At 72.7% G+C, this 11945-nt stretch carries 10 protein-coding genes; all 10 read right to left on the bottom strand.

All coding sequences use genetic code 11. The features are described from left to right. Positions 1 to 2: 2 nt before the first annotated feature. On the bottom strand, positions 3 to 1565 hold the full coding sequence (gene lysS, locus ACTVCO_RS04825; protein ID WP_443727280.1) for a lysine--tRNA ligase: 1563 nt from the start codon (positions 1563 to 1565) through the stop codon (positions 3 to 5). Positions 1566 to 1652: 87 nt separating this feature from the next. After that, complete coding sequence (gene nadC, locus ACTVCO_RS04820) at positions 1653 to 2636, bottom strand: carboxylating nicotinate-nucleotide diphosphorylase (protein ID WP_443727279.1); 984 nt, start codon at positions 2634 to 2636, stop codon at positions 1653 to 1655. A 58-nt stretch (positions 2637 to 2694) separates the two neighbouring features. After that, complete coding sequence (locus tag ACTVCO_RS04815) at positions 2695 to 3594, bottom strand: D-alanyl-D-alanine carboxypeptidase family protein (protein WP_443727278.1); 900 nt, start codon at positions 3592 to 3594, stop codon at positions 2695 to 2697. Between the two features lie 28 nt (positions 3595 to 3622). Beyond that, positions 3623 to 5353 carry an L-aspartate oxidase gene (locus tag ACTVCO_RS04810; protein WP_443727902.1) on the bottom strand — a complete coding sequence of 577 codons (1731 nt, stop codon included), beginning with the start codon at positions 5351 to 5353 and terminating at the stop codon, positions 3623 to 3625. Between the two features lie 50 nt (positions 5354 to 5403). Further along, a complete protein-coding gene (panD, locus tag ACTVCO_RS04805; protein WP_443727277.1) occupies positions 5404 to 5889 on the bottom strand; it encodes an aspartate 1-decarboxylase in 486 nt (161 codons plus the stop codon). 9 nt (positions 5890 to 5898) lie between these two features. After that, positions 5899 to 6831, bottom strand: coding sequence for a pantoate--beta-alanine ligase (panC, locus tag ACTVCO_RS04800; protein WP_443727276.1), 933 nt, complete (start codon positions 6829 to 6831; stop codon positions 5899 to 5901). Then, positions 6828 to 7787 carry a Rossmann-like and DUF2520 domain-containing protein gene (locus ACTVCO_RS04795; RefSeq protein ID WP_443727275.1) on the bottom strand — a complete coding sequence of 320 codons (960 nt, stop codon included), beginning with the start codon at positions 7785 to 7787 and terminating at the stop codon, positions 6828 to 6830. Before ACTVCO_RS04795 ends, panC begins: the two co-directional genes overlap by 4 nt. After that, entirely contained in the window at positions 7784 to 9289 is a 1506-nt protein-coding gene (locus tag ACTVCO_RS04790; protein WP_443727274.1) for a PH domain-containing protein, read from the bottom strand. Before ACTVCO_RS04790 ends, ACTVCO_RS04795 begins: the two co-directional genes overlap by 4 nt. Further along, positions 9286 to 9777, bottom strand: a complete 492-nt coding sequence (locus ACTVCO_RS04785) for a PH domain-containing protein (protein WP_443727273.1) — start codon at positions 9775 to 9777, stop codon at positions 9286 to 9288. Before ACTVCO_RS04785 ends, ACTVCO_RS04790 begins: the two co-directional genes overlap by 4 nt. Then, complete coding sequence (locus ACTVCO_RS04780) at positions 9774 to 11945, bottom strand: PH domain-containing protein (RefSeq protein ID WP_443727272.1); 2172 nt, start codon at positions 11943 to 11945, stop codon at positions 9774 to 9776. Before ACTVCO_RS04780 ends, ACTVCO_RS04785 begins: the two co-directional genes overlap by 4 nt.

The raw sequence follows: 11945 nt of genomic DNA, 5'->3' as shown, positions 1-11945 counted from the left end.
TGTCACAGAGGCTTGACGAGCGGGAACGTGATCGTCTCGCGGATGCCGTAGCCCGTGATCGCCATGAGCAGGCGGTCGAGGCCCATGCCCATGCCACCGCTCGGCGGCATGGCGAACTCCATCGCCGTGAGGAAGTCCTCGTCGAGCACCATCGCCTCGTCGTCGCCTGCGGCCGCGAGGAGCGCCTGCGCCTCGAAGCGCTCGCGCTGCACGACGGGGTCAACGAGCTCGGAGTACGCGGTGGCGAGCTCGAAGCCCCGGACGTAGAGGTCCCACTTCTCGACGAGCCCCGGCTTGGAGCGGTGACCACGCGTGAGCGGGCTCGTCTCGACCGGGAAGTCGCGCACGAACGTCGGGGCGACGAGGTGGTCACCCACGTGGTGCTCCCAGAGCTCTTCGACGAGCTTGCCATGGTTCTGCTTCTTCGGGTCGACCTTGAGGTCGAAGCGCTCGACGAGCGCGAGGAGGTGCTCGACGCTCGTGTCGGCGGTGATCTCCTCGCCGAGCTTCTCTGAGAGCGAGTCGTACATCGTGATCTCAGCCCACTCACCGCCGAGGTCGTACTCGGAGCCGTCCGCGAGCGTGACGAGCGTCGTGCCCCGCACGGCGAGAGCAGCCTCCTGGACGAGGTTCCGCGTGAGCTCCGCCATCGAGTTGTAGTCGCCATAGGCCTCGTACGCCTCGATCATCGTGAACTCGGGCGAGTGCGTCGAGTCCGCGCCCTCGTTGCGGAAGTTCCGGTTGATCTCGAAGACCTTCTCGATGCCACCGACGACCGCCCGCTTGAGGAAGAGCTCGGGCGCGATGCGCATGAAGAGCTCCATGTCGAACGCGTTCATGTGCGTGGCGAAGGGACGAGCCGCGGCGCCGCCGTGGATCGTCTGAAGCATGGGTGTCTCGATCTCGATGTAGTCGCGCGCGTGGAAGTTCTCGCGCAGCGAGCGCACGACGGCCGCACGCGTCCGGACCATGTCACGGGCCGCCGGGCGCGTGATGAGGTCGACGTAGCGCTGGCGGACGCGGGCCTCTTCCGAGAGCTCGGCGCTCGAGCCGTCCTCACGCTGATACAGGTTGGGCAGAGGGCGCAGCGACTTGGCGGCGATCTGCCACGAGTCGGCGAAGACCGACAGCTCGCCGCGGCGCGAGGAGCCCATGCGCCCGCTGACGAAGAGGTGGTCACCGAGGTCGACGTCGGCCTTGAACGCCGCGAGCCGCTCCTCGCCGACGACCGCGAGCGAGAGCATCGCCTGGAGGCGCTCGCCCGCGCCGTCCTGGATCGTCACGAAGCAGAGCTTGCCCGTATTGCGCAGGAAGACGACGCGGCCGGCGACGCCGACGACGTCGTCGGTCTCCTCGCCCACCTCGAGGTGACCGTACTGCGCGCGGACCGCGGCGATCGTCGTCGTCACTGGAACGGCGACGGGGTACGCCTCCTGGCCCGAGTCGAGCAGGCGCGCGCGCTTGTCCTTGCGGACCCGGATCTGCTCGGGGGTGTCGTCCGCCAGAGCGGCCGAAGGGTCCTGGATCGTAGGCGCGTCAGCACGCGCGGCGTCGGAGGCAGTCACGAGCCTGATTCTACCGACCCCGCGGCCGCACCTCCCCCGCGCCCACCGCTCGGAGAACGAGCGGGCGCACCCGCGCGGCGCGGCGCGTCAGGCGAGCAGGTCGAGCGCGAGGTCGAGGATCGGCGACGAGTGCGTGAGGGCACCAACAGACATGTAGTCGACGCCCGTCGCTGCGACGTCTGCCGCACGCTCGAGCGTGAGGTTGCCCGTGGCCTCGAGCTCGACGCGGCCCCGGTCCACCTCGAGGGCGCGCACCGCGTCGACGGTCGCGCGCAGTGCGTCGTCGTCCATGTTGTCGAGCAGCAGGAAGTCCGCACCCGCCTCGACGGCCTCGATCGCCTGGACCTGCGTGTCCGCCTCCACCTGGATCGCGACGTCGGGGAAGCGCTCGCGCACGCGCGCGACGGCCGCGGCCACCGAGCCGGCCGCCACGATGTGGTTGTCCTTGACCATCGCGACGTCGTACAGGCCCATGCGCTTGTTCGTGCCGCCGCCGCACCGCACCGCGTACTTGTCGAGCGCACGCAGGCCCGGCGTCGTCTTGCGGGTGTCAAGCACGCGAGCGCGCGAACCATCCGGGCGGATCACCTGGTCGAGCACGTCCGACCACGCGCGCGCAGCCGTCGCGACGCCCGAGGCGCGCGAGGCGATGTTGAGCATCGTGCGCTCGGCGATGAGCAGCGCCTGAACCGGGCCAGCGAGCCGCACTAGCACGTCACCCGCGCGCACGCGCGCACCGTCGACAACGTGGTGCTCAATCCGCACGGGGGCGAGGTCGAAGAGCTCGCACACCTGCGTGAGCGTCTCGCGAACCGCACCGAGGCCAGCAACCGTTCCGTCCTCGCGCGCGACCAGATCGGCCGTGCCGCGCACCGCCGGGTCGATCGTCGCCTGCGTCGTCACGTCACGGCGGTTCTCGGTCCCGAGATCTTCCTCGAGCGCCATCGCGACGGTCGCCGCGATCCATGCGCGGCCAGGCCCGGAATCACCCGGGAGCGTCGGGTCCGCGGGGTAGGCGGGCTGGTTCGGGGCTGCGGCGGCGGGCGATGCGGGGGTGGGCGCGGAAGTCACGCCCGAACGCTACCGCACGGGCGGCACCGCGCGGTCCGCGCTGGACGGGATCGACGGGTCAGTCCGCGTAGGTCGCGGCCGGGGGGAGCCCGAAGAACTCCTCGAGCGACGGACCACCCGCCTCACGGATCGCCTCGGCGACCTCACGGCCGACGTACCTCAGGTGCCACGGCTCTGGCTGGTAGCCCGTCCACTTCTCATGCGAGGCGGTGAACCGCACGATGTAGCCGTACTCGTGGGCGTGCTCCGTGAGCCACTGCGACGCCTCGGTCTCGCCAAAGCACGTCATGACACCGCACGCATCACCGAGCGCGACGACGTCGAGGGCGAGCCCCGTCTGGTGCTCCGAATGTCCTGCGCGTGCCGACGACCGCTCGGCCTCGACCTCGCCAAGCTCAGCGACCCAGCCCTCGAACGTCCGGGCCTGCTCGTCGTAGGTGCGCATGGCCGAGTGCACGCCGATGGGATGACCGTCACGTTGTGCGGCCGCACGCATCGCGCGCAGGGCCGTGGCCGCGTCGGTCCGCATCATCACGGACGTGCCGCCCACCGCAGCCAGCCCGTCCGGCGTGTAGTCGAGCGGGTCGAGCGGGCGACGCTTGTTGACGACGACGGTGACCGACGAGGAACTGTCGACGTCGTACCCGCGATGCGGCTCCCCGACCTCGTCCGCGCGGTCGTGACGCCCTGCGGACTCGGGCCCCGCGGGCGGAGTGCTCGCCGGCGGGGTGCTCGCGGGCGGAGTGCTCGCGGGCGCAGACGGTGCGGGCGGGGTCGAGGCCGTCGACGTCGTCCCCGAGCCAGAACCCGGCAGGGGCGTCGTCGCCCACGGGAGTGTCGGCTCCCAGATGTCGAGGGCGACATAGACGACACCCGCAGGCGCGAGAACGAGAAGAAGCGCGAGAACACGCACGGCACGCCGACGACGCTGACGTCGAGGGCGTGCCGAGGGGCTCATCGAGCGATCGTATCGGCGGGCCGGTGCATCAGTGCAGGGCCGAGGTGTGGGGCACGTGGAGGATCTCGAGGGATCCCTGCCGCGTCAGTCTGATGTCGATACGCAGCAGCCACGCGTCGTCCCGCTCGGGGAAGTCCGTCCGGGCATGTCCGCCGCGCGACTCCTCACGTTCGAGCGCCGACACGGCGAGGACGGTCGCCAGCTGGTGGAGGTTCGTCGTCTCCCACTCCCCCACCTGCGGGTGTGCGTCGACGACGCCCGCGGGCCGCGGCCCGCCGTTCGTCGGGACGGCGGCAAGGCGCTCGAGAGATGCGAGCAAGCCCTCCCTCGAGCGCAGGACCCCCGGCCCCGTCGCCGCCGCGCGCTGCACGCGCGAGCGCATCGCAGCAGGGACGAGGGCCGTCGGACCGTCGGTCGCGACGGGCTCGACACGCGCGAGCTCACCCGACGCCAGACGCGCCGCGACATCGACCGCTGCACGATGCGCGAAGACCAGGCCCTCGAGGAGCGAGTTCGAGGCGAGCCGGTTGGCCCCGTGCACTCCCGTGCACGCGACCTCGCCCGCCGCGTACAGGCCGGGCACGGTCGAGCGTCCGTCGAGGTCGGTGACGACCCCGCCCGAGTGGTAGTGCTGCGCGGGCGCGACAGGCACGAGGTCGGTCGTCCAGTCGATTCCGTGCTCGAGGAGCCGCTCGGTGATCGTCGGAAACCGCTCACGCAGGAAGTCCGCGCCGAGGTGACGGGCGTCGAGAAAGACGTGGTTGGCCTCGGTTGCGTGGAGGCGTTCGACGATCGCGTGAGCGACGACGTCACGCGGCGCGAGCTCTGCCATCGGGTGGACGTCGGGCATGAAGCGCACACCGTCGATGTCGACGAGCAGCGCTCCCTCACCCCGCACGGCCTCGGAGACGAGAGTCAGCTGGCCCCGCACGCCCGAGCCGGCCCACAGCACGGTCGGGTGGAACTGGACGAACTCGACGTCACCGAGCGTCGCTCCCGCACGCAGCGCGAGCGCGTCACCGTCACCCGTGGCCTGCGCGGGGTTCGTCGAGGAGCGGTAGACCTGACCGATGCCGCCCGTGGCGAGGATGACGGCGGGTGCGAGAACCGCGCCCACACCGTCACGACGCCCCTCGCCGATGACATGGAGCGTGACGCCTGCCACCGCGCCGGGCACCTCGCGCCCCTCATCATCCGTCGTCGGCTCGCCCTGCAGGAGGTCGAGCACGAGCGCGTGCTCGACGACCTCGATGCCCGGGTCGTTGCGCACCGCGTCGAGCTGCGCGATGAGAGCGCGCGAGATCTCGGCCCCGGTCGCGTCACCGCCCGCGTGCGCGATGCGGTCCGCATGATGGCCGCCCTCACGCGTCAGCGCGATGTCGCCGCCCGGAGCGCGGTCGAAGTGCGCGCCGCGCGCCACGAGCTCTCGCACACGCTCGGGGCCCTCGGTCACGAGGACCTCGACGGCGGCGCGGTCGCACACACCCACACCTGCCACGAGCGTGTCAGCGAGGTGAGCGTCCGGGGAGTCGGTCGGCGCGAGCGCCGCCGCAATACCGCCCTGCGCCCACACGGTTGAGCCCGACGACAACTCCCCCTTGGTGACCAGCAAGACCCGGCCTGACGCGCCAAGCCGCGAGCGCAGCTCGAGCGCGGCCGTGAGTCCAGCGATCCCCGAGCCGACGACGACGACGTCCGCGTGAACCGTCCAGCCCGGCTCGGGAGCCGTGAGCCGGCGGGCCAGGACGGGACGAGTCACACCCACGGTTGCGCTCGCTGCGGCGCTCGCGACCCCGGGGTCGACGAGGCTCACGCGAGGTCCACCGCGTCCTGCGGCCCCGCCTGCCCCTGGAACCCGGCGATGGGCAGGCCTGAAGCCTCGAGCCCGTAGCCCTCGGGCACGAGCCCGGGCTCCTCGTTGATGTCGACGATCGCGTTGCTCGCGTCGACGAAGACGACGTGCGGCATGAACGTCCGGGCGTCGGCGTCGCTCATGAGGCCGTACGCGATGAGGATGACGGTGTCACCGGGGTGCACGAGGTGTGCGGCGGCGCCGTTGATGCAGATCTGCCCCGAGCCGGCCTCTCCCGGGATGATGTACGTCGACAGGCGCGACCCGTTCGTCACGTCGACGACGTCGACCTTCTGGCCGGCAACGAGATCCGCGGCTCGCATGAGGTCGGCGTCGACTGTGATCGAGCCGACGTAGTGGAGGTCCGCCTGCGTGACCGTGGCCCGGTGGATCTTCGCGATCATCATGGGACGCTGAAGCGACGCGGGGGGTGTCGTGTTCATGAGGGATCCTCAGGCCTGGGCGTCGCCCGCGCTCGGCTGGGTGACGGTGACGGCCATGTTGTCGATGAGTCTGGTGGAGCCGAGGCGCGCCGCGACAAGGAGCAGCGCACTGCCCGCGTAGGACGCGGGCACGTCCTCCACGGTAGTCGGGTCGACGCAGACGAGGTAGTCGGGGACGACCCCCGCGGCCTCGAGCACCGCCGCGGCTGCGGCGCGCACGGCGTCCGCGCCGCGGTCCCCAGCCCCGACGCCGGCCTGCAGCGCCCGCGAGAGGGCGAGCGCCTGGGCGTGCTCGGCGCGCGAGAGGTAGGAGTTGCGCGACGACAGCGCGAGGCCGTCGGGCTCGCGGACGATCGGCACACCGAGGATCTCGACGGGAAGCTCGAGGTCGCTCACCATGCGGCGGATCGCGAGGAGCTGCTGCGCATCCTTCTCGCCGAACACCGCGATGTCAGGGGCGACGAGGTTGAGCAGCTTGAGGACGACCGTGAGGACGCCGTCGAAGTGCCCCGGGCGCACAGCGCCCTCGAGGACGGTGCCGATCGTCCCCGCGGTGACGCGCACGATGGGGTCCGACGGGTACATCTCGTCAGCCGACGGAGCAAAGACGACGTCGACGCGCGCCTTGCCGCGCGCAAGAGCGGCGAGGTCAGCGTCGAGGTCACGCGGGTAACGCTCGTAGTCCTCGCCCGGGCCGAACTGCAGGGGGTTGACGAAGTCGGTCACGACGACCTGCCCCTGGGGCCCGACAGCGGCACGGGCCGCACGCACGAGCGCGAGGTGGCCGTCGTGGAGCGCCCCCATCGTCATGACGACGGCGCGGCGCGGCGCCTCCTCGTCACCGTCGTCGTACGCGTCGAGGTCGACGCCCGCGAGCTCCTCGGGCGACCACAGGGCGGCGTCGAGCTCGTCGCGCGTCCGCGCGATGATCGGTCCGGTCATGATTCCTCCGAGCGGTCGGGTGCAAGCACGTCCATGATCTCGCGGGCGGGCGCGGGTGCGAGACGTCCGGTCCTCACGGAGCGGGCCGCGGCAGCGCGCGCGAGGGTCCGGTAGGACTCGAGGACGTCGAGCGCGTCCTCCTCGGCGGCGAGGCCCGCGAGCACCTCGAGGTGCTCGCGCACCGTCCCGACGTCACCCCGGACGACGGGACCGGTCAGCGCGGTCATGGCCCCCGGGTCCGCGGCCGACGGGGGTCGCGAGGAGTCGGCGACGTCGGAGGCGCGAAGCGCGCCGTCGAGCGCCGCGCGCAGGAGCGGGCCGAGAACCGCACCCGGCTGCTCAACCCCCGCCGCCCCGAGTGCCTGCGCGGCCTGGGAGACGAGGACGACGAGATGGTTCGAGGAGTGCGCGAGCGCTGCGTGGTAGAGCGAGCGACGCTCGTCGGGAAGGACGACGGGGTCACCGCCGAGCTCCATGACGATCGCCTGACCGATGGCCTCGACCATCGGGCTGCTCGTCACGGCGAACGCCGTGCCCTCGAGACGCGCGAGGTCGAGCGAGGTCCCCGTGAAGGTCATCGCGGGGTGGATCGCGAGCGTGATCGCTCCGGCCGCGGCGGCGGGAGCGAGGATCTGCGTGCCGTAGCGGCCCGAGGTGTGGATGACGAGCTGGCCGGGCTGCCACACGCCGAGCGCCGCGAGGCCCTCGACGAGGCCGCCCAGGGCGTCGTCGGGCACGGCGAGCAGCACGAGCTGCGCCGAGCGCACGACGTCGGGAACCTCGCGCACAGGTACGCCCGGCAGGAGCGTCGCTGCACGCTCGAGCGAGGCCTCGGACACCGCGGAGACCGCGACGACGTCGTGCTCGAGCGCGCGCAGCGCCGCGCCGAGGACGGCGCCCACACGACCCGCCCCGACGACCCCGACCGCGAGCCGTCCCGCGCGGGCGAGACTCACGCGGGTGGCTCGCTCTCACCCGGAGCATGGCCGGCCTCGGGCTCGGGCAGCGCGTCCACGAGCTCGGGGGCGACGCGACGCATCCACTGCTCGGGGCCCTCGGCGCGACGAGCGGCCCGTGCCCGCGTGTCCTGCTCATCAAGCAGGCGCGCAGCCTCGGACGAGGCGAGGTGCTGGACGACAGCCTGCACGGGCCCGTGCGTCACGTGGAGCGCGACGCTCGCGAGGCCCAGACGCCGCTGCCAGGGGCCCTGCTGAAGCCCGAGGGACTGGGTGCGCTCGTGCGGGACGAGCGTGAGGCTGCGCGTCAGGCGTCCGCGCCTCACGACGAGCGCGCGCCCCGCGACCGCGTACCCGTTGCGACGCCACGTGAGGGGGTCGAGCCAGCGCGCCGAGCGCGGGCTCGTCGTGAAGCCACCGTCGCTCCCGGAGCCGTCGAGACCTGCAGCGAGCAGCGCGAGCGGGTCCTCGACGCCAAGGTCGGGGAGCACGAGCCACAGGGCGTCGAAGGCCGTCGAGCGTGGGCCGACGGGCAGCAGGAGCGTCGAGACCTCCTTGGTGTCGGCGCCCATGGTGTAGCCGGCGACAGTGACGTCGACGCGCCACCAGTCCTTGCGCCGCCACAGGAGCGGCTGGCGCATGCGGATGGCCTGGACCCTGCCCGGAGGGATCGTCTGCGCGCGCGTCTCGAGCAGGCCTGAGCGCGACCGGATGCCGTCGGGTGAGACCGCGCCGACGAAGTTGGCCTCGGTGACGAGCCGCTGGAAGAGATAGCTGCCGAAGCCGAAGAGCATGGGGAAGAACGACACGAGCGGCGCCGCAGACGTCGTGACGATCGAGGCCACGACGATCCCGGCGACGACGAGGACGAGCACGGGCGTGAGGAACGAGCGCAGGACCGAGCCCAGCGTCGTCGCGAACGGCACCTCGAACAGGACGCGCTCGGGTGCGACGGGCGCCGCCTCACCCTCGGTGACCTCGACGCCCGCAGCGCGGGCCAGGAGGTCAGCCCGCAGCGCATCAGCGTCAGACCGGCGCAGGAAGCCGATCGCCACACCTGAGCCCGCACCGCCCGCGACCTCGAGCTTGAGCTCGGCGAGGGAGAAGACGCGCGCGAGGAGCGGCTGGACGATGTCGACGGCCTGGAGACGGTCGAGACGCGCCTGCTTCTGCTGCCGGAAGAGGATCCCCTTGCGCAGGTGGACCGCGTTCGCACCGATCGCATAGCGGGTCATGCGCCACGCGACCCAGCAGTACACGACGACGACGGCGATGATGGCGGCGAGACCGCCGACGATCCACAGCAGTCCCACGCCGCGCGCGAGATCGGCGGCCTCACCGAGGTCGTCGAGGTCGTCGAGGGAGTTCTGCACGACGATGAAGAGCATGACGACGATGACCGTCCAGCCGCGCACGACCGGGGTCACGGGGTGCATGCGCCGCCACGCAAGACCGGTCTCGGCCTCGACGACGGGGGCCGACGGGTCGGGGCGCGCGCTCACAGCCCGGCCAGCCGCGCCTCGCCGCGTGATGCGAGGCGATCACGCAGGCGCGCGGCCTCGACCGGGTCAAGACCGTCGATCGAGGCGTCGGTCGACGCCGACGCCGTGTGGAGCTGAAGTGACTTGATACCAAAGGCCCGTGCGAGCGGCCCCTGCGTCTCTTCGACGTACTGCATACGGCCGTAGGGCACGACGACAAGGTTGCGGAACATCACGCCCTTGCGAATGAGGAGGTCGTCCTCACGCTCGACGTACCCGATCGCGCGCACCTGACGGGCCACGATGATCGCGATCCACAGCCACACGACAGCGACCACGCCGGCGAGGGCCCAGAAGGCCGGGTGAACCAGCACCGCGAGCACGATGCCCGCGAGGAGCGGGAGGACGAAGAAGATCCCAACCGCGATCTGGCGCGCGGGGACGAGACGCGGTGAGACGCCCTGCCAGGTGAGGTCGGGGAGGTCGAACGGGGTGGACTCCACAGTCATGCGTCCAGTCTCCCACCAACCACGGACACGACAGGCGTCCTGACGTCCCGACGCGCCGCTGCCGCGAGCGTCGCGGCCAGGTGCGCGGCCGCCGCGGGCTCGAGCGGCCCGACGTCGACCGCGACAGGCCCGTCGACAAGGTGCACCGCGACCCTCACGACGTCCGCGCGACGCAGCAACGGGCCCTGGTCGAGCGCCACACCCTGGATGCGGTCGAGACCCACGAAGGTCACGCGCGGCGCGAGCCGTCCCGTGCGCACGAGCAGGCCGTCGGCCGCGAGCGCCGCAGCCCGCACTCGCCACGTCAACGGCGCGAGCCACCACGCCCGCGCGGGCATCCGCAGGACGCTCACGGGTGCGCCGTCGACCGTGGCGTCCGGCACGACGGTGCCGGCCCGTGCGGGCCACAGGTCCGCGAGAAGGCGCCGGTCGACGCGGGCGAGCGCGGGCATGGCGGCCTGCGCGACGACGAGGGCGGTCGCCGCGTCGCCCGCGGGCAGCAGGGCACCGGCGAGGTCGTCGTCCTCGTCATCGTCGTCAGAACCGTCGTCCGCGCCCACGAGCACGGTGACGGTCCACAGGTCGCCGCCCCACCACTGGGGGCGCGTACTCAGCCGTACCGCGTGGACGCGGCCGTCGCGCACCGTCTTCTCGGTGCGCGTCGCGAGGCCTGACGCGACGCGCAGGCCGGAGCCCGAGCGCTCGATCGTGCGGCCGGTCCCCTTTTCGAACGCGCCCCAGATGCGCTTGCCCGCGAACGCGACCGCGCCCGCTGCGAAGAAGAGGCCCTCACGGGCGCCGTCGACGCTCAGGGCGACGACGAGGACGACGAGCGCGGCCGCGAGAGCAGGCGCGACGGGGTCGCGCAGCACGAACGCGGTGAGGACCGTGCGCTGGTCGGTGCGGGCGAGGAGCGTACGGTCCCGCGTGGGGCGCGGCCTGGCCGTGCCCAACGGGACGGACGGGGGCGCTGCGTCGTCCGCGCTCTCGCGCGCCGCGTCGGGCGTCACGCGTGCGGCGGTGCGATCCAGTAGGCGTTCGCGCAGGGCGTCGGCCTGCTCGCGGCGCTGCGTCCCGACGATCATCGGCTCATCGCCGTCGCTCACGAGCACGCGTACCTGCGCGAGCCCGAGGGCGCGCGCGCCGAGCGACGCCGACACCTCGACGCCGTCGATCCGGTCGAGCCGCACCGTCGCGTGCGTGCGCGAGCGGCCCGTATAGCGATGGTGGAGCGTGTCGCCGTCGATCGCCCAGGCGGTCCTGCGGCGGCGGACCTCCGACCACACCCACAGCGCGGCCACGCCTCCGACGACGACAAGCACCCAGCGCGGGTCCGAGGCGGTCCGCCCGAGCCACGCAAGGACTCCCGACGCGTCCTCGGCCTCGCGCAGCGCGGCGTAGGCGGCGAGGCCGACGAGAGCGAGGACCGTCGAGAGCGATTCCGCGACGAACGTCAGCGGATGCGCGCGGAACCACGGGAGGTTCGGGTCGAGGTCGGCGGCGGCGTCGGGATCGTGGGCGGAGCCGGCGTCGGGCACGGCCGCGGGCACGGCCGCGGGCACGGCCGCGGGCACTGCGTCCGGCACAGCGTCGGGCACAGCGTCGGGCACGGCGTCGGGCACGACCGCGGCGTCGGGCCCAAGCCCGGGCCCGAGCCCGAGCCCGAGCCCGGGCGAGGTCATCGCGTCGGCCGGCGCCTCCGCACCACGCTCGCTGGCTCGGGGCCGGGCCCGCTCCAGAAGGTCCGCGCGCAGGGCGCGGGCAACGTCCGGTGCGAGCCCCTGCACGAGCGTTGCGCTGCCGGGCACCTTGACCGTGAGGGACGCGAGCCCCAGCCGGTCATCGATGATCCCCTCGGCGAGCTCGACCGAGCGCACGCGGCTCCACGGGATGCTCCGCACCGTCCGGACGAGCCACCCGGACCGCGCCAGGAACGCGGCCTCGCTCACAGCCCACGCGAGCCCGCGCACGTGGGCCGGCGCCGTCACGAGGACGAGCGCGAGCCACGCCGCGCACACGCCGACCGCGATCCAGGCCCACCGCGTCCAGAGCAGCGCGACCACGGCGCTCACGACGAGCGGGACACCGAGCGCCCACAGCGCCGTCTCGCACCGTGCACGCACCTGCCGCGGCAGTGGCGCGACCCACTGCGCTGATTCTTCCGCCAC

The organism is Sanguibacter sp. A247, from assembly GCF_052324925.1.
Classification (GTDB): Bacteria; Actinomycetota; Actinomycetes; order Actinomycetales; family Cellulomonadaceae; genus Flavimobilis.
The sequence above is the reverse complement of the archived record's forward strand: the minus strand, read 5'-3'. Positions and strand labels throughout refer to the sequence as shown.

Bases quoted from the DNA above. Each gene is read 5' to 3' on its own strand.
- panD (WP_443727277.1), bottom strand. From the start codon at position 5,889: ATGAACACGACACCCCCCGCGTCGCTTCAGCGTCCCATGATGATCGCG.
- panC (WP_443727276.1), bottom strand. From the start codon at position 6,831: ATGACCGGACCGATCATCGCGCGGACGCGCGACGAGCTCGACGCCGCC.
- ACTVCO_RS04785 (WP_443727273.1), bottom strand. From the start codon at position 9,777: ATGACTGTGGAGTCCACCCCGTTCGACCTCCCCGACCTCACCTGGCAG.
- ACTVCO_RS04815 (WP_443727278.1), bottom strand. From the start codon at position 3,594: ATGAGCCCCTCGGCACGCCCTCGACGTCAGCGTCGTCGGCGTGCCGTG.